The organism is Rhodococcus sp. KRD197, assembly GCF_017168235.1.
Lineage (GTDB): Bacteria > Actinomycetota > Actinomycetes > Mycobacteriales > Mycobacteriaceae > Rhodococcoides.
This window is the reverse complement of sequence record NZ_JABFAO010000009.1, coordinates 44,976-62,021: the sequence shown is the minus strand read 5'-3', so window position 1 is coordinate 62,021 and position 17,046 is coordinate 44,976. Positions and strand designations below refer to the sequence as shown.

General features: G+C 63.7%; 14 protein-coding genes. 7 read left to right on the top strand and 7 right to left on the bottom strand.

The genetic code is table 11. The features are described 5' to 3' along the window. Positions 1–100: 100 nt before the first annotated feature. A complete protein-coding gene (locus J1M86_RS14040) occupies positions 101–1,840 on the bottom strand; it encodes a hypothetical protein (RefSeq protein WP_206510333.1) in 1,740 nt (579 codons plus the stop codon). 95 nt (positions 1,841–1,935) lie between these two features. Further along, on the bottom strand, positions 1,936–3,402 hold the full coding sequence (locus J1M86_RS14035) for a beta-lactamase family protein (protein WP_241260080.1): 1,467 nt from the start codon (positions 3,400–3,402) through the stop codon (positions 1,936–1,938). A gap of 162 nt (positions 3,403–3,564) precedes the next feature. Here J1M86_RS14035 and J1M86_RS14030 point away from each other — a divergent pair, with 162 nt between their 5' ends. The 3 genes from J1M86_RS14030 to J1M86_RS14020 all read left to right on the top strand — a co-directional run bounded on the left by J1M86_RS14030 (position 3,565) and on the right by J1M86_RS14020 (position 7,668). Continuing rightward, positions 3,565–4,251 carry a hypothetical protein gene (locus J1M86_RS14030; RefSeq protein WP_075837931.1) on the top strand — a complete coding sequence of 229 codons (687 nt, stop codon included), beginning with the start codon at positions 3,565–3,567 and terminating at the stop codon, positions 4,249–4,251. 91 nt (positions 4,252–4,342) lie between these two features. Further along, a complete protein-coding gene (locus tag J1M86_RS14025; RefSeq protein ID WP_075837930.1) occupies positions 4,343–5,029 on the top strand; it encodes a tellerium resistance protein in 687 nt (228 codons plus the stop codon). Between the two features lie 107 nt (positions 5,030–5,136). Continuing rightward, complete coding sequence (locus J1M86_RS14020) at positions 5,137–7,668, top strand: bifunctional diguanylate cyclase/phosphodiesterase (protein WP_206510332.1); 2,532 nt, start codon at positions 5,137–5,139, stop codon at positions 7,666–7,668. Positions 7,669–7,681: 13 nt separating this feature from the next. Here the strand turns inward: J1M86_RS14020 and J1M86_RS14015 are convergent, their stop codons facing one another. Next, positions 7,682–7,927, bottom strand: coding sequence for a hypothetical protein (locus tag J1M86_RS14015; protein WP_139317961.1), 246 nt, complete (start codon positions 7,925–7,927; stop codon positions 7,682–7,684). A gap of 150 nt (positions 7,928–8,077) precedes the next feature. Between J1M86_RS14015 and J1M86_RS14010 the strand changes: the two genes are divergently transcribed. Next, the gene (locus tag J1M86_RS14010) at positions 8,078–10,375 is read left to right on the top strand and encodes an excinuclease ABC subunit UvrA (protein WP_206510331.1); all 2,298 of its coding nucleotides are present in this window, start codon (positions 8,078–8,080) and stop codon (positions 10,373–10,375) included. 1 nt (position 10,376) lies between these two features. On the opposite strand, the gene J1M86_RS14005 is transcribed toward J1M86_RS14010, so the two are convergent. The 4 genes from J1M86_RS14005 to J1M86_RS13990 all read right to left on the bottom strand — a co-directional run bounded on the left by J1M86_RS14005 (position 10,377) and on the right by J1M86_RS13990 (position 13,120). Next, positions 10,377–10,904: an LpqN/LpqT family lipoprotein gene (locus J1M86_RS14005; protein ID WP_206510330.1), complete on the bottom strand. Its 528-nt coding sequence runs from the start codon at positions 10,902–10,904 to the stop codon at positions 10,377–10,379. After that, a complete protein-coding gene (locus J1M86_RS14000; protein WP_206510329.1) occupies positions 10,901–11,758 on the bottom strand; it encodes a hypothetical protein in 858 nt (285 codons plus the stop codon). The genes J1M86_RS14005 and J1M86_RS14000 overlap by 4 nt, the downstream gene beginning before the upstream one ends. Before the next feature lie 106 nt (positions 11,759–11,864). Then, a complete protein-coding gene (locus tag J1M86_RS13995) occupies positions 11,865–12,830 on the bottom strand; it encodes a hypothetical protein (protein WP_206510328.1) in 966 nt (321 codons plus the stop codon). Next, a complete protein-coding gene (locus tag J1M86_RS13990) occupies positions 12,827–13,120 on the bottom strand; it encodes a hypothetical protein (RefSeq protein ID WP_206510327.1) in 294 nt (97 codons plus the stop codon). Before J1M86_RS13990 ends, J1M86_RS13995 begins: the two co-directional genes overlap by 4 nt. Positions 13,121–13,237: 117 nt before the next feature. Here J1M86_RS13990 and J1M86_RS13985 point away from each other — a divergent pair, with 117 nt between their 5' ends. The 3 genes from J1M86_RS13985 to J1M86_RS13975 all read left to right on the top strand — a co-directional run bounded on the left by J1M86_RS13985 (position 13,238) and on the right by J1M86_RS13975 (position 16,996). Beyond that, positions 13,238–14,110: a hypothetical protein gene (locus J1M86_RS13985; protein WP_206510326.1), complete on the top strand. Its 873-nt coding sequence runs from the start codon at positions 13,238–13,240 to the stop codon at positions 14,108–14,110. An 85-nt stretch (positions 14,111–14,195) separates the two neighbouring features. Next, positions 14,196–16,607, top strand: coding sequence for an ATP-dependent Clp protease ATP-binding subunit (locus J1M86_RS13980; RefSeq protein ID WP_206510325.1), 2,412 nt, complete (start codon positions 14,196–14,198; stop codon positions 16,605–16,607). Positions 16,608–16,696: 89 nt separating this feature from the next. Continuing rightward, the gene (locus J1M86_RS13975) at positions 16,697–16,996 is read left to right on the top strand and encodes an antibiotic biosynthesis monooxygenase (protein WP_206510324.1); all 300 of its coding nucleotides are present in this window, start codon (positions 16,697–16,699) and stop codon (positions 16,994–16,996) included. Positions 16,997–17,046 lie beyond the last annotated feature (50 nt).

Below are 17,046 nucleotides of genomic sequence, written 5' to 3'. Positions count from 1 at the left end.
GCCGCCGTAGTTACTCACGGGTAGCCGAACGCGCCGGCCAGAAGGCGGCCTGTATAGCCTGGTGACAAGGCCTTTCGTACGCATCCCGCCGGAACGGCAGTCAGTCCGAACAGCAGTGATGCGCACCTGATCGGTCGCCCGGCGTCGCGGTCATTCGGCAAAAGCACGACGACTCGACCGGAACGTCGGCCATGGCGACAGCAAGCTCGAGCTGCTGTTCGATGATGTGGGCCTCGTCGCTGCGATCGAGAGCAAGAAGGCACTCGTGGTACCCATGCAGCGCCCATACGTTGGACGGGTGCTGCAGGGGTCGCGGCAACGTGGCGTCGAGACCCAGATCTGCGCGGTACACCGCCGCAGCGTCCTCGACGTGACCCTGTTCCAGCAGCAAGGCGCCGTAGGCATGCCGTGTCGGTTGCATCCATCCCCACGGCTCGTCGTAGGGAAGACCGTCGTCCAGCTCGATCGACCGGCGCAACGCGTCGAAGGCTCGGTCGTAGTTGCCCTTCCGGTACTCGAGCTCACCTTCCAACATGGCACCTGCGACGGCGAGAATATCGAGACACGTGTTGTTGAACAGAGTGCGCGAGGGTGCAACCCGGGTCAATGCGGTCTTGAACAGATCGCTCTCCCGCTCAGCATGCTCGACCTGCGACGTCGCCGAGTAAGCAACCCCTTTGGCGTAATGCATCATCGCTGTGGACACGCAGTACAAGTCCGGATCCGACGGCATCTCCAACTCGATGATGTCCTGCCATCGACCGAATCTGATGTACACGTGCACCCGCATTGCGAGAAAACCCTCCAGCCAATCCGCCATCGGCGGACTTTCGACGCGAAGCAGGTCCTCTGGTATCGCCGACTCGAGCGCAGTAGCGGTGTCGATGGCAACCGCGGACTGACCGAGAAACATCGCACCGTAAATCTTGAAGTGATAATTGTGCGCACGGTAGAGCGTGTAGAAGTTCATCGGCCCTTCGCGGCTCAGAAATCTCTCGTCGGCCGCTATCGCATCGGTATTCGAGCTGACGACGCGTCGATAGTCACCGCACAGAACATCGAGATGCGTCGGCATGTGATGCAGGTGGCCGGCATCCGGAACCAGCCCGCGCAATCGATCCGCGACGACCATCGCCTGCTCGGGAGCAGAAGACATCTCCATGAGGTGGATGTACATGTGCAGCACGCCGGGGTGGACATGGCCGCCATCCGATTGAAGTGCGCGGTCGAGGACTTCCCTGGCTTCCAGCGCTCGTGAACCTGGCGCTGGTTCACCAGTGCGTAGGTCCCAGAGCTCCCACGGCGTGAGGTTCATGAGTGCATCTGCGAACAACGTCGCGACGTCCAGATCGGTCGGGTGGTTGAGATACACCGCGCGCATCGCGTTGGCGTACTCGTCGTTCCACACGGACCAGGGTTGTTCCGACGAGTCCGCTCCGACTGCAGTCTCGGACACTGGGTAGCGGTACCGCAGTGCCTCGATCAGTTCCCGTTCGACGCTCGTATGGTTGTCGTCGGCGGCTCCGGCAGCATCTTCGGCCGCTCTGTGCGTACGAGCCACGGTGGTCGTCAGCTCTGCTTCGTCGAAGAACTCCCACGGCTTGTTGTAGTTGGGACCGAGCGCGTAGGCCAGACCCCAGTACGCCATAGCGCACGTCGGGTCCTTTTCGATCGCATTCGAGAAGCACTTCGCAGCCTCTTCGTGATTGAACGCGTAGGACCACACGAGCCCGCGATCGAACCATTTCTGCGCATCCGGAACGGATGTGGTGACTTGCCGAGAGTGATTGCCCAGATCGTAGTAATCGTCCACGTTCTGCTCCATAGCCTGCGGCGTCATGGGATCGGAACTTCAATGATGGCACGCTGAGATCGAGGTTGTGCACGGTTTTCAGGCGAAAACGGTGCACAACCTCGATCTCGGCGGAGGCGGGACTAGTCCGTACGGAAACGTTTGTAATTGACCACCTCGTTGGCGACCACGAGGGCCGTGGCGAGGAACACGGTGCCGAGCAGAATCCAGAACACGAGGGTGACATCGGGAGCCCAGAGCCACATGACCGACAGTGAGGCCCCGACCAGCGACGGCACGCCGATGAAGGCGCCGAACAACACAGCGCCACCGACAAGCGCCGCAATCGCGATACGCACACCGGCGCCGACGAGGGATCGCTCACGAGTCTTACCGGTGAACAGACCAGTGATCACCCACGCGATCACCGCGACCAGCACCGCCACGAGGCCGAGCAGAATGCCGAGGGCCGGCAACGCCAGCGAACCCGGCAACGCTGTCGTCGACCCATCGAGCACCAATGTTGTGAGATTGCGCCCCACTGCAGCAATGCGCTCGGCTTCGATCTCTCCGTATCTGTTGGTAGCCAACACTATTGCCGTGTTCTCACCGGGAACGAATGCGACATAGGTGTAGTAGCCGGGCACTGCACCCGAATGCCACCACACCTCCTGTCCGTCGATGTTCTCGTGGAACAAGCCGGCGCCGTATTCCGCCCCCTGCCCCGTGTCCACCGCGGGTACGGAGGCTTCCCCGTCCTGCAACTCCCCCAGACGCCACGACGCGTACCGGCCCAACTCCTCGATGGATCCAGCCAGATAGCCGTAACCGAGCCCCGCGGAGTCGACGCCGACGTCGATCGGCTTGGCCGAGCCGAAGAACGGCACATGCCCCGGCGGAACATCCTCGGCGTACTGGGTCGGGTCGGTGATGGTGTCGGTCGCATCGGCGGGCCCCAGCACCTCACTTTCGAGGGCCTCCGCGAACGAGCCACCGGTGGATTCCTCGACCACTGCCTGCAACAGCAGGTAATTCAAGCTCGAGTACCGGAACTCACCGCGTTCGGAGACGCCGGCCGGCTGCGGAAGCGCTCCCACGAGTTCGGCTGCCGACTCCCGCCGAGTCCAATCGTCGGTGACGGTGAGATCGTGCGGGAGGCCGCTCGTATGGTGCACGAGATCGTCGACGGTGGTGGCGGGATCGGCAAGCATGTCACTGGCCTGCGGCACGATGTCGACGACGGGAGCTTCCGCGTCGATGACACCCTTTTGCTCGAGACCGAGCACGGTGGCGGCGGTCAGTTGCTTGGACACCGACCCCCAAACGAACGGGGTGCCGTCGTCGACGGGGTCACCGTTCCCGTCGATACCGGTCGATGCTCCCGCGAGCACCCCGTCGGCATCGACGATCTGCGCAGTCATGCCGGGTGCGCCGATCTCCGACGCCCAGTTGACGACGGCTTCCTGCAATTGCGTCGGCGACGGCGTTTCTGCGGTGGCAACACCGCCCATCGCTATCGCAGCGAACGCAACGCACAATCCCATCGCGAGCGCTCTCCGTGCAGCTTTCAGCATGTTGTCCGCTTCCCCCTCGGCTCGACCGGCCCACATGTTCGCATGACGGATATGTCCTTCGAGCGAGGGCAAACACCGTTAACTCCCCCGCCACCGCTGCGTTTCCTGAGCTTCGATTGCCGTTCACCGCAGGGTCGCCGGGTCCCATCGGCGCGATCGTTCGGTAACGCTCAACGATACCGAAACGAACCAGTGGGTATGCAGAGAACAACTTCAACCGCACTGCGCGGGCTGTTGGCATCCGCGGCCTCCATCGCCGTGCTGTCGACAGCCACGACTCCCGCACAGGCAGCACCGATCCCGGCGGACGCAGCGCTCGCTGTCGAACGAGCACTTCAACCTGCAGCGATGCCGATCGGGCCGAAGACAGCCGAGTCTGCATTGATCGCGCTGAGCCGGGTTGCAGACGGCATGCCGCGGTACGACTACTTCCCTCGCTCGATTCGACTCGCCGAAGGCAAGACTCAGCGCTTCCTGTACGACACCGCAGCGGCGGACTGCCTACCCAGCGGATTCGAACCGGACAACTACTCGGTGGGCATCGCCCAAGCAATCGCCGGGCCGGCCGTCGACGAGAGCTTGCCGGAGCCGGTCATCCCACCGGGGACGGTCAACGTGTTCTTCAGCGCGATGAACACCGCGATGTCTTCACCCCAGCAGGCCGACAACCTCGAAGTCGCCTGGCTCAACCTCACCACCCTGCAGTCCGGGCGCGCACCCATGTTCCAGGAACGGCCGGCGGACTATATCGTCACCCTGTCCAACACCATTGCAACCGGCAGCGGCACAGTGGTATTCGTTGTTTTCGGTAGCGTTCTCGACTACACGAGCAGAGCCCTGCCACCGTGCGAATTCGCGCCCGTCGTGGGCGTCGTACAGGCCTGAGCTCTCGCGGCCGATCGGCCAATGGCCGACCGGTGGCCATCGCGACTAGGCTCAACGGTGCAAACCGGACATCCCGAACAGAAGGCTCTTCATGGCAATCGATTACACCCGCAAACCTTCGACCCCCGCGGAACCACCGGTCAGCCTCAGCAAGGTGACGCTGTCCAAGGCGCAGCCCTCGGTCAGCCTCACCAAATCCGGTGAGAAGCAGGGCTCGATGCGCGTCAACCTGAACTGGTCGACGGGCGCTGCGGCACCGCAGCCGAAGAAGAAGGGCTTCTTCGCCAAGCTGGCGGCCGCGTCGTACGGAAGCGGTGGCGTCGACCTCGACCTCGGCTGCCTCTACGAGCTTGCCGACGGCACCAAGGGCGTCATCCAGGCCCTCGGCAACAGTTTCGGTGCGGTCGACAGAGCCCCGTACATCGCACTCGACGGCGACGACCGTTCCGGCTCGGTCACCGGCGGCGAGAACATGCACATCAACCTCGCCCGTCCCGAGTTGTTCAAGCGGATCCTCGTTTTCGCGATGATCTACGAGGGCGCACCCAACTGGGCAGCCGTTGATGGCGTCGTGACGCTCTTCCCCACCTCCGGACCACAGATCGAGGTCAAACTCGACTCGGAGAGCAACTCCGCACGAATCTGCGCAATCGCACTGCTCGAGAACGGCAAGCAGGGTTTCACCGTCACCAGGCAGGTCGAATACATCCAGGGCAGCCAGTCCGATCTCGACAAGAAATACGGCTGGGGCATGCAGTGGGCGGCCGGTAGGAAGTAGCCGGGGTTTCAGCCCCGAATTGTGGGTAGGCGGTAGATCGCCGACACGTGTCGCCTCCGAAAAGTTCCCGACCTCACGCTGGCGTGAGATTGGGATACCCTCGGCCCGTGGGGAGCGGCTGGGTATGGGTGGTGGTCTTCAACGTCATCACTGCTGCGGCATACCTGGGGATCGTATTGTTCATCGTCCGGGGCCTTCGCCGGACCGGGCAGCTGAGAAACAATCGACTGGCGCTGGCGACAGCGGCCATCTTCGTTACCTGCGCTGCGCACCATGTGCTGCACGCGGTGCACCTGCTGGCAGGATCCGACCACCATGCCTCGCATCTCGGAGGATCCGACTCCGGAGTGATCTCGATCATGCGGGAGTCGATGGGTGGCGGCATCGACATCGCGGTTACCGCGTCGACGGCGCTGGCGGGGGTCGTCTACCTCGGATTGCGTCGGTCATACGGTCCACTGCTTCGCTCGCCTGCCATGTTCGACGATGCGAGCGAGGCCCGGTACCGGCAGCTGGCAGCGAACTTGCCGCACACCATGGTGTTCTTGCTTGACCCCGACTTACGCTTCGTCCTCGTCGAGGGCGCGGATCTCGCAGCAGAGGGGTACAACAGGCGGCTGCTGGAGAAGAAGCTCCTGCGCGAGACGATGCCTCCGGACGTATACGCCGAGCTGGAACCGCACTACACGGCAGCGGTTGCCGGAAACGAGTCGTCTTTCGACTGGATCAGTTCCCGCACCGGTAAGACCTTCCAGGTCCGAGCCCGGCCGTTGCGCGATGGGTCCGATCGGATCATCGGGGCCATGGTGCTGTCCGAGGACGTCACTGCCGAGCGGGAGGCGAAGTCAGAACTGGATCGGGCCAGGGCGTTCCGTGACGCGGTGTTGACCGCCTCGCCAGACATCACCACCGTGACCGACGTGAGGACCGGCAATCTGACGTGGGCCTCACGCAGCCTCCGGTCGCTGTTGGAAGGCCCCCTTCCGGACGACTTGCCGCCCTGGCACGGACTCGACCGAGCGGACGGCACAGAAGAGGACCACCTGGAAACCGCAGTGCTGGCAGACGATGTCGACCGCCTCCGCACTGCCGACCGGCAGGCAGCATCACTGCCCGACGGTGAGAGCCTCACTACTCGATACCGAGTGCGGGGGGCCGACGGAGAGACGCGATGGCTTTCGCGCCGCAGCACACCGTTCCGCCGGGGGCCGTCAGGGAAGGTCACGGAGGTATTGTCCGTCGTCCGTGAGGTGACCGATTTCGTCGAGGCCGAGCGGGCCCTCGAACGCGCTGCGTTGCAGGATCCGCTTACGGGGCTGCCCAACCGCATGCTGCTTCTGGACCGGATCGGCTCCGCTATCGAACGTGGCGAGCTAGCCGGTGCGGCCGCAGCCGTACTGTTCTGCGACCTGGACGGTTTCAAGCGCGTCAACGACACCGGCGGGCACGACGCTGGTGACGCGGTGCTCGTCGAGGTCGCCCACCGCCTGCACTCTGTGTTGCGGGCGAACGACTCGATCGCGCGGGTCGGGGGCGACGAATTCGTACTCGTCGTCGATGCAATGCCCGCCGAGCACGACTCCTCCTCGGGAACGAGTGTCGGCGTGGCAGAGAAAGTCGCCCAACGCATCCGAGAGGTGTTGGCCGCACCGATAGAGCACCGCGGCCGCCAGTACGTGGTGTCAGCGAGCATCGGAATAGTACTGGCGCGCAAGGGAACCAGCGCACAGGAGGTGCTACGGGACGCTGACTCCGCAATGTACCGCGCCAAACAGCTCGGCAAAGACAGAATCGAACTGTTCGACGATGCCCTGCGCGCGAACGCACTCGAACGCGCCCACATCGAGCAGACCCTGCGGGAAGCCCTCGATTCCGATGGCAATGGCACAGCGACCCTCAGCGTGGTCTTTCAACCGATACACCAGCTCGACAGCGGTCGGTTGGTCAGCTTCGAAGCTCTGAGTCGCTTGCAGGACGCGAGCGGTGCGGAGATAACACCCGAGCGCTTCATCCCGGTCGCCGAGGACACGGGACTCATCACTCGGCTCGGCAAGCGGGTACTCGATGACGCCCTGGCCATGCTCGTGCGGTGGCGAACAGCGCACCCGCCCACCTCCGCAAAGGACGTGCCCGTCACGGTCGCGGTCAATCTCAGCCCCCGACAGGCCCAGCATGTCGACATGTCCGCTGTGGTCGGAGCCGCCCTCGACCGACACGGGCTATCACCCGAGGACTTGGTGCTGGAGCTCACCGAGTCGGTGCTATTGGAGTCGGGCTCTTCGATGCTGCGTCAACTCGGCGAGCTGCGCGACGGTGGTGTGGGCATCGCCATCGACGACTTCGGCACCGGTTTCGCAAGCCTGCGCTACCTCGCCACCCTGCCCGTCAGCGCGGTGAAGATCGACCGGTCGTTCACCGCAACCATGACCAGTGACTCGACCAGCAGCAGCATCGTCCGAGCCATCATCGCCCTCGCCCGCGACTTGCAGCTAGGGTGCGTGGTGGAAGGAATCGAAACCACCGACCAACTCGATGCCTTGCCCGGTTCGGTTCAGGGACAGGGGTTCCTGCTGGGCCCGCCCGCAGAAACCCCGTCGAACACCTGGGAGCGGCCTGGAGTGGTTCAGGGTGCTAGCTGAGAACACAAGTTCACTAGTCGCTGATCGCGAGGGCAATCGCTTGCAGAATGTCCGCCGGCGCACGGCCGGTCTCCTCCTGATGATCGACGAGGACGAGGCCGAGGAGATTGGTGAGTCCGATGATCAAGCCGACCTCGCCGCGGGGGTCCTCGCGTATCGCCGTCATGATCTGTTCGACCGAGAACGCCGAGTCGTTGCCGTCGGCCCACGCAGTCATGACGGCAATAGCGTGACGCGTCTCGGCATGCCTGTCACTCATGAGCCGACAGCCTAACGCGCGCTGGTGCGGGGACGCCCGGGAGCCATCATTCACAGCTTCCCCATCGGCGTACAGTGTACGGTAGACTCGTCGCGTCCCCGTCAGTTTCGGCGTGGACTAACCATGCCCGGTGAAAGGTGCCCTCCCGAGATGACCCCTGCCGCGTCGAATCAAACCGAGACGAATCCAGCCGACGCACTCTCCACGATCGTCATTCGAGGTGCGCGCGAGAACAACCTGCACGAGATCGATCTGGACATTCCCAAGCGGAAGCTGGTGGTCTTCGCCGGGGTGTCCGGCTCCGGTAAGTCATCGTTGGTGTTCGACACCATCGCGGCCGAGGCCCAGCGGCAAATCAACTCGACGTTCACCGCCTTCGCGCAAACGTTTCTACCGTCGTACGGCCGCCCCGACGCCGATCTCATCGCCAATCTCTCGGCAGTCATCATCGTCGACCAGAAGCGGTTGTTCGGCGGTCCGCGCTCGACGGTCGGCACCATCACCGACATCGGCGACTGGTTGCGCATGCTGTGGTCGCGCGGGGTGAAGCCGTCGATCGGGTACGCCAACGCGTTCTCCTTCAACGACCCCGCCGGGATGTGCCTCGAATGCGAGGGCCTCGGCGAGGCCAAGGTGATCGACATGGATCAACTCGTCGACGAGTCGAAGTCGTTGCGCGAGGGCCCCTTCAAGCACCCGGACTTCGAGCCGGGCAAGTGGCCGTACCGTGTGTTCGCCGACTCCGGTTTGTTCGACCTCGACGTGCCGATCGAGCAGTACTCCACCCGTGAGCGTCACCTGTTCTTCGATGCCAAGCCCGGCGAGGTCGCGATGGTCAATCCGGACGCGATCATGAAGACCTACGAGGGCATCGTCTCGCGGTTCCGGCGCAGCTACCTGTCGAAGGACGCCGACGCCTTGAAGGGCAAGGCGAAAGCAGCGTTCGATCGCATCGTCACGCGCGGAGTCTGCGACGCATGCGGCGGAACACGCTATAACGAGACCATCCGCGACGCGACGCTCGAGGGACTCTCGCTACCCGACGCCTTCGCCATGCAGGTCTCCGAACTCGCCGACCTCATCGACACCTGGACGCTGAAGGATCTCGACGCTCCGCGCTCGGAGATCGTCACCCAATTGCGCAGACTTGTCGACCTCGGACTCGGTTACCTCAGCCTCGACCGCGCAACATCGACGCTGTCCGGCGGGGAATCGCAGCGCATCAAGATGGTTCGACACCTCGGCGCAACGCTCAACGACATGCTCTACGTCTTCGACGAACCGACCACAGGTCTGCATCCACGTGACGTACACCGCCTCGACGAGATGTTGCTTGCGTTGCGAGACAAGGGAAATACCGTGCTGGTCGTCGAACATGATCCCGAGGTGATGTCGATCGCCGACCGCATCGTCGAAATCGGACCGGGCGCAGGCAAGGCCGGCGGCACAGTCGTCTTCGAGGGCACGTTCGATGAACTCAGGACGGCCGACACACGCACCGGTACCGCGCTCCGCCGCGACAACGCCATCGTCCGAACTCCCCGGACCCCGACCTACTTCTTGCACATCGCGGGCGCGAACACACACAACTTGCAGAACGTGAGCGTCGACGTGCCGCTGGGGGTCATGACTGCCGTCACCGGGGTCGCCGGGTCCGGCAAGTCCTCTCTCATCCACGGCCACCTGCGTTCCGTGGCACCCGAGGCCGTCATCATCGACCAGTCACCCATCCGCGGGTCGCGTCGCTCCTCCCCCGCCACCTACTCCGGGCTACTCGATCCCATCCGGGCCTACTTCGCGAAGAAGACGGGCCAACCCGCGTCGCTGTTCTCGCCGAACTCCGACGGCGCATGCCCGGACTGCCAGGGCAGCGGGATCATCTTCACCGACCTGGGGTTCACCGACCCAGTGTCGAGCACGTGCGAGACGTGCCAGGGCAGACGGTTTCGCCCCGGAGCAATCCGGCATACCGTCGACGGCATCAGCATCGCGGACATCTTCGAGATGTCTGTCGAGGACGCCCAGGACTTCTTCGAGGTCAAGAAGATCCGCGACATTCTGCATCGCTGCTCCGACGTCGGTCTCGGGTATCTGTCTCTCGGCCAGAATCTTTCGTCTTTGTCGGGTGGCGAGCGTCAACGACTCAAGCTGGCAACAGAGCTCGTCGGATCATCACCGATCCTTGTTCTCGATGAACCGACGACCGGGTTGCACCCGTCGGATGTTGCGAACCTCATCGGGCTGCTGTCCGGCATGGTCGACGAGGGCCGCACTGTGATCGTGATCGAGCACAATCTCGACGTTGTCGCGGCTGCGGACTGGGTGATCGACCTCGGTCCCGACGGCGGTCACAACGGTGGCAAGGTCGTCTTCACCGGAACCGTCGACGAGTTGGTCAAGTCCGATACGCACACTGGGGTTTACCTGGCGAAAAGCCTCGGCCGGTGAGTCATTGACGCCCGATTGTCACCGAGTCGGTCAAAGCTTCCATGCGCGAACCCAATGTGGCCCACTGCGAGGCCGAGATCGTGGCCGTTACCTGCACCAGATACTGATCTACGAGGGGATGTACGACGGTGTATCGGGTGCGGCCGACCAATTGATGTTCACTGTTTCGGTAGCGCCCGCTGATGGACACGGACGGTAGGCCACAGAATTGGTCGCGATCACGGGTGATCTCGGCCCATTCGAGGAGGGCGCGCGAATCGTTGAACCCGTAGGACAGCAACTCCTCCGCATCGACCGCTCGGGACAAAGCGCCAACCAGCATCACCACATTCGGTGCGAATCCGTCGACGACACTCGTGTCGTCGAAAAACACGGCAGCGGCGTGCGGAAACATGGTTTCGGGTGCCCGGTTCCACCCGACGGGCTCAGCGAGGGCGATGTCCAGCCGAGAACACTCGTCGACGGAGGCAGTAGTCAGATCGACTTCCCGTTCAGCTAAGTACTGGCCTATCGTCCTCGGGTTGTTCACTGTGGTTTCTTCACCGCCTCGCGGGAGAGCCGCAGCCGTTCCCTCAGCGGTGGCGCGTGAAGCAGGTCTCGCGCGTCCTCGCGGGCCAACCGCTCTCTTGCCCAGGGATTCTCGTGACACCACAGAACTAAAGCCATGATGGCGTTCGGCTCAGCGCCCAGCTCGTACGCCCTCAACGCCATGGAGTCCTCGGTATCGAAACGTTTCAACTTCCGAGACGGATCGAGGCTACTGGAGACGAGTCTGATGATCGGATTGTTCACCGTCGAGTAAGCCGTGTGCACATCGTGTGTATCGACCTTGACTTCATCGACGTCCTCCCATCGGAGAAACTCCTCGGCGGACTCGGAACGAAACAACCGACGACGACGCGCCCGGCGCAGGACTCCACCGGGGTGCAGCGACAGCGACACCTCCGTTCGCGCCTGTAGCAGGCAGAAAATGATAAACGCAATCGAACCAACTGTCATGCCGAGCAAGACCAGACCACCCTCATCATTGTTGCGAGATGATGGCAGCAAGGACTCCGAGGTTCCACGGAACTGCACAACAACGGCAACCACGGCCCATACCGTCATCGCGAGAAATGCGGCAAGCAGGAGACCCGTCAACCGACGCCGGAGCTGAAGCCCAGGCCCCCGGTGCTCGTCAACGATCAACTTGACCTTGCGCCATGGCCTGTGTGGCTGAATTCCTGCCAAGGCGAAGACTGTCGAGCTGAGCAACAGCATTCCCAGCCCCATGGCCGCGCCTCCAAGAGCGGTACCCCAGTCCCGATCGTTCACTCCCGAAAAGGCCATCGCCAGCGACAACGCCCCGGCGAGCGCTATGCCGCTTGCCGACACCAACAGCACGATGCCGACACGCCTCGGCCAAAATGCTCTCCAAGTTGGAGCCACGTGCACCCTGGATTCCAGCCCCTCTTCGCTCACGTTTCTTCCCCGTCCCGCGATTCCATGCTCACCAAGCCCATTGCATACCCTTGGTGACTACATACGCAGTGAGTCCACCCAGAACCAGTCCACCTACCGCACCGGCGACAGTGCCGACACCGGGGACGACCGATCCTGCGGCGGCACCCGCTAGAACAGCTGTTCCCACACCGGCTAGCGTCCCCGCCGAATTCGTGACCACCGCTTGGGTTACATCCATGCCACCGTCGATGTCGTTCTTGATGGCAGGCACCGTACCGAGAACTGCCCCGAAGGCCCCGAATCCCCGTCCGATATTTCGGGCGACATCATCAACGGATCCGGCGGCAGCGTTCTTCAATCCCTCCGTCACCGAGGTCGTCATCCCGGAGATGATCGTCGACGCCGTTGTTGCCGGAATATCGGGTTTCCAGGTGAACTCTCCCTCCGCGTTCTCGACGAATCGACCCGGTGGATTCTCGAGCCCCAGCTTTGCCAGCTGCAAGGTGGGCTCGTCGAGCCGTCCCGCGGCTTCGGCTGCCGTCTCCGCGGCCTGGCGAAGTGCTTCCGCAATTCGAACGGACTGCTCTGCTGCCGCGTGCCGGAGGTCGCGGGCCTGCTCGCCGCGGGTCGCAGTGGCCGGCAGCAACGCAACGAGCGCATCGGCGTTCGCCACTCCTTGGTCGTTGACGTCGAAGGAACTGGAAGTTGCTGCGCTGACTTCGAACTCGACATGTTCTCTTGCAGCCTCCAACATGCGCGCCGCTGCCTCGTACGCTGCGCCGAGTACCTCGAGGTGTCCTGCGACGTGGCCCATTCGCGAACACTCTGTGACGATGCGAGCAGCAGCAGCGTTTGCGGCGTCACCACCCCACGAGTCAGCCAGAGCGTCCTGTTCTTCGAGCACACTCGCGCGCTGGCCATCGACACGCCTCACAACCTCCACGAGGGCTGCCTGCGTCGAGCGCAGCGCGTCCGGCTTCCAACTCCGTACCTGCGAGACAGTGAGGCTCATTTCGGTCCGTCCATCGACGCCAGCTTCTCGGCGAACTCGTTCTCGGCAATCTGATAGTCGTTGGCTACGCCGGCAGCGATTTCAGCAACCGAACCGAGGCGCCCGGCAAGGCCCTGAACAGCCGCCGCAACAGCAGCGGCAGACAGCGTATTGGCTTGGTCGAAGTCGGTGCCCTTGACCGCACCCTCCGAGGCCCTGAACGGTTCCAGGGCGTCGATCCCATCCAATACACCTGCCGACTGCCCGAGCATCCCCGCGAACGCACGCAGTATTGCCGGATCCACGTTCACTTCGGTGCACTCCTATCGGAAGGTCGGTCGTTCATAGATTTCGACGCGAACGGGGACGAATCGGTTCCACTTCAGGTTCAGCCGAGGTGTCACCCGGAGCAGGTAGGTTCGGGCGCTATGAGCAACGACACGTCGACCGCCATTGCCCGGGCCGCATACAAGACCCTCGAGCCCTACCACCTCGCCGCGTACTTCAACCCGCAGCTGAGGTCGGTCGGCGAGGAGACAGGGCTCGACGGCCACGCCTGGTACGTCGGTGCGCGGGCGGCTCCGATGGGGCCGTGCGCGGCCAGCGTCGTCACCTCCGCGTTCTACAACTTCAACCCCGAGCTGATCGAGCGGGTGTGGCCGCAGGCGGTCGAAGCCGGGCTGGACACCGTGTCAGATCGACGCTGGGCGATGCTCGACAACGTCCTCAGCGACGCGCTCGGCCCACTCGCAACCGATCCCGAGCTGGCCAAGATCGCCGGACGGCTCCACGAGATCAGCGAGACCGCAGTGTTCGCGGGACGTCCGCTGTCCGCGGCATGGCATTGCTCGCCCAGTCCCGAATTGCCGCACCTCGCCCTGTGGCACGCCATCGCCGTCATGAGGGAGTGGCGCGGTGACGGCCACATTGCGACCCTCGTCGACGCCGAACTGGATCCCATCGAAGCCGTCGTGTTCCACGACGCGACGCACCCCGACCCGAAGGCGCGCAAGGTGCTCGGCAAGCGGATAACGCAGCTCACTCGGCAGTGGTCGGATGAGGAATGGAACGCGGCGGCCGAGCGTTTGCAGACCCGCGGGCTGCTCACGCACTCCGAGGACGGCGAGGCACTCACAGACGAGGGAGTCGCGCTCGATGCCCATATCGAGGGCCGCACCGATGTGCTGGCCTCCTCGATCTGGCGCAACGTTTCCGACGCGGAGGAGCTGATCACCAGCGCGCGCCCCTACGTCAAGGCAGTCCTCACCTCGGGGATTCTGCCGGGCACGAAGAAGCGCTGAAGATTTTTCTGTCCGGCGGGAATTGATACGCCTCCGAGCACGTTAGTTGAGTCGAAGTCGCTCAATCTTCCGTAGGAGGAACTCAATGCCGGCATTCCTGGGACCCGAGGGCCCGCGTCGCATCGACATCAGTCGCCTGATGAGCAGGTCGACCCAATCGCTCATCGGCGATGCAGCCACGTTTGCTGCCGGTCGCGGCGACGCCGAGCTCGACGCGCTGCATGTGCTGCACGTCATGGCGCAGCACGACCCCACCCGCAGCCTCATGCAGCGCGCGGGCGTCCAGTCCCCCGCCGTGGTCGATGCCGTGGAGCTGAGGCTCCCGCAATCGCGCGCGGGCGCTGCAGTCAACGCCACCGTGCTCAGCAGCACCCTCAAGACCGCGATTCTCGAAGCTCATCACATCGCCCAAACGTTGGGCTCCACATACATCGACCCCGAGCACCTGTTTCTGGCATTCGCTGCCGATCAGGACCACATCGCCGGCCGTCTGCTCACGTCCGAAGGGATCACCCCGGACGGGTTGCAGACTGCGATCAAGGGCGGCTCGGTCGAACCCAAGTCCGACTCAGGCACGCCGACGCTCGACAAGTACGGCGTCGACCTGACCGGACGCGCACGCGAGGGTGGCGTCGACCCCGTCATCGGACGCGCCGACGAGATCGCGCAAACCATCGAGATCCTCTCGCGCCGCACCAAGAACAACCCCGTTCTGGTCGGCGAAGCCGGCGTCGGCAAGACGGCCGTCGTCGAGGGCCTCGCCCAACGCATCGTCGACGGGGATGTACCGGATCGCCTGCTGAACAAGCGAATAGTTCAGCTCGACCTCTCGTCGATGGTCGCCGGCACTCGGTACCGCGGCGACTTCGAAGAACGCCTCACCAAGGTGATCGACGAAATCTCGGCCAACAAGGACGAGTTGATTGTCTTCATCGATGAGGTCCACACCATCGCCGGTGCGGGCGGAGGCGCAGAGGGAGCAATGGACGCCGGCAACATCCTCAAGCCCAAGCTGGCTCGCGGTGAGCTGCACATCGTCGGTGCGACCACGCAGGACGAGTACCGCACCAACATCGAGAAAGACCCCGCTCTCGAACGCCGGTTCCAGCCGGTCACGGTCCCCGAGCCCAGCATCAGCGACGCGAAAGCAATACTCACGGGTCTGCGGAGTCGCTACGAGGAGCACCACGGCGTCCGCTACACCGACGAGGCGATCGACGCGGCCGTCGAGTTGTCCGATCGCTACATCGGCGACCGATTCCTGCCTGACAAGGCCATCGACCTCATCGATCAGGCGGGCGCGCGAAAGCAGCTGAGCCGCCCGTCGGTGGATGTCGAGGCCATCGAAAAGCAGCGCGCGGCACTCGATGCCGAGAAGGAACAAGCAATCGCGCAAGAGGACTACGAGCGTGCGTCGCAATTGCGCGACGAGTCCGCGAAGCTCCAGGCCCGCCTGACCGGCACCGCTACCGAGCAAGTCACGCTGGAGGTGACTGCCGAGGACATCGCCGGCGTGGTTTCTCGCGCGACGGGCATCCCCGCCAGCCAGATGACACAGGAGGAGAAGGAACGCCTGCGTCGACTGGAGTCGGAGTTGCACGAGCGCGTCGTCGGCCAGGACGAAGCCGTCGAGGCCATCGCCCGCGCGGTACGCCGCAGCCGGACCGGCATGAGCGATCCCGACCGTCCAGTCGGCAGCTTCCTGTTCCTCGGCCCGACCGGCGTCGGCAAGACCGAGCTCGCAAAAGCCCTCGCTGCATCGCTTTTCGGTGACGAGAAGAAAATGCTCCGCGTGGACATGAGCGAGTTCGGCGAGCGGCACACGGTAAGCCGGCTGGTCGGTGCACCTCCGGGGTATGTCGGATACGGCGAGGCAGGCCAGCTGACCGAACAGGTTCGGCGCAACCCGTACTCGGTGGTGCTGCTCGACGAGATCGAAAAGGCTCACCCGGATGTGTTCGACACGCTTCTGCAGGTGCTCGACGACGGACGGCTCACCGACGGGCAAGGCCGCACGGTGAATTTCCGCAACACAGTGGTGATCATGACGAGCAACCTCGGCTCGGACATCATCTCGAGCAAGTCGGGCGGTCTCGGCTTCACGACAGGCGACGCCGACGACAAACCACTGCGGGACCGCGTGATGGGACGGCTACGGGAGGCTATGCGACCCGAGTTCCTCAACCGAATCGACGAGATCGTGGTGTTCCGAAAGCTCGACACCGAGCAGCTGCACCGCATCACCGACCTGATGCTCGAGGAGAGCCGCGAGCGCCTGTCGGCGAAGGGCATCGAGATCACCTTCAGTGACTCTGCGGTCGATTGGCTGGCGGCGAACGGTCACCAACCCGAGTTCGGCGCTAGGCCGCTGCGTCGCTCTATACAGCGTGCACTCGACGACCGAATCGCCGACTTGCTGCTCGACGACATCCTCATCGAGGGCGGCAAGGTCGCCGTCGACGTCGCCGACGACGAACTGGCCCTGAGCGTCAGCTGACACGGCTCCGCCGCATGAACTCCCCGCACGCCATACGTGCGGGGAGTTCATGGATTCAGAGCTCGAGCGCGCACTGCCATACTGTGGCGATGATCTTGGAGCACGCACTGCTGCACGTTGCACCCTCCCGATCCGACGAGTTCGAAACCGCCTTCGCGGAAGCCAAGTCGATCATCTCGTCGATGCCGGGCTTCGTGTCGTTGAGGCTCTCGCGCGGGATAGAGCGCCCCGACGTCTACCTTCTACTGGTCGAGTGGATGACGCTCGAGGACCACACCGAAGGATTTCGGCAGTCCAACGAGTACCTGCAGTGGAAAAAGTTGCTGCACCACTTCTACGATCCATTTCCGATCGTCGAGCACTTCTCGCCGGTCCTCGACGGTTCGTAGGGTCTGCAAACTCCCCCGCTGGAACCCCGGCTGGCGATATGTTCGACCAC

What these genes read in the sequence shown, in the direction of transcription:
- J1M86_RS14025 (WP_075837930.1), top strand. Translation starts at nt 4,343, where the DNA reads ATGGCAATCGATTACACCCGCAAACCTTCGACCCCCGCGGAACCACCG.
- J1M86_RS14015 (WP_139317961.1), bottom strand. Translation starts at nt 7,927, where the DNA reads ATGAGTGACAGGCATGCCGAGACGCGTCACGCTATTGCCGTCATGACT.
- J1M86_RS13975 (WP_206510324.1), top strand. Translation starts at nt 16,697, where the DNA reads ATGATCTTGGAGCACGCACTGCTGCACGTTGCACCCTCCCGATCCGAC.
- J1M86_RS13995 (WP_206510328.1), bottom strand. Translation starts at nt 12,830, where the DNA reads ATGAGCCTCACTGTCTCGCAGGTACGGAGTTGGAAGCCGGACGCGCTG.
- J1M86_RS13985 (WP_206510326.1), top strand. Translation starts at nt 13,238, where the DNA reads ATGAGCAACGACACGTCGACCGCCATTGCCCGGGCCGCATACAAGACC.
- J1M86_RS14030 (WP_075837931.1), top strand. Translation starts at nt 3,565, where the DNA reads ATGCAGAGAACAACTTCAACCGCACTGCGCGGGCTGTTGGCATCCGCG.
- J1M86_RS14035 (WP_241260080.1), bottom strand. Translation starts at nt 3,402, where the DNA reads ATGTGGGCCGGTCGAGCCGAGGGGGAAGCGGACAACATGCTGAAAGCT.
- J1M86_RS14010 (WP_206510331.1), top strand. Translation starts at nt 8,078, where the DNA reads ATGACCCCTGCCGCGTCGAATCAAACCGAGACGAATCCAGCCGACGCA.
- J1M86_RS14040 (WP_206510333.1), bottom strand. Translation starts at nt 1,840, where the DNA reads ATGACGCCGCAGGCTATGGAGCAGAACGTGGACGATTACTACGATCTG.
- J1M86_RS13980 (WP_206510325.1), top strand. Translation starts at nt 14,196, where the DNA reads ATGCCGGCATTCCTGGGACCCGAGGGCCCGCGTCGCATCGACATCAGT.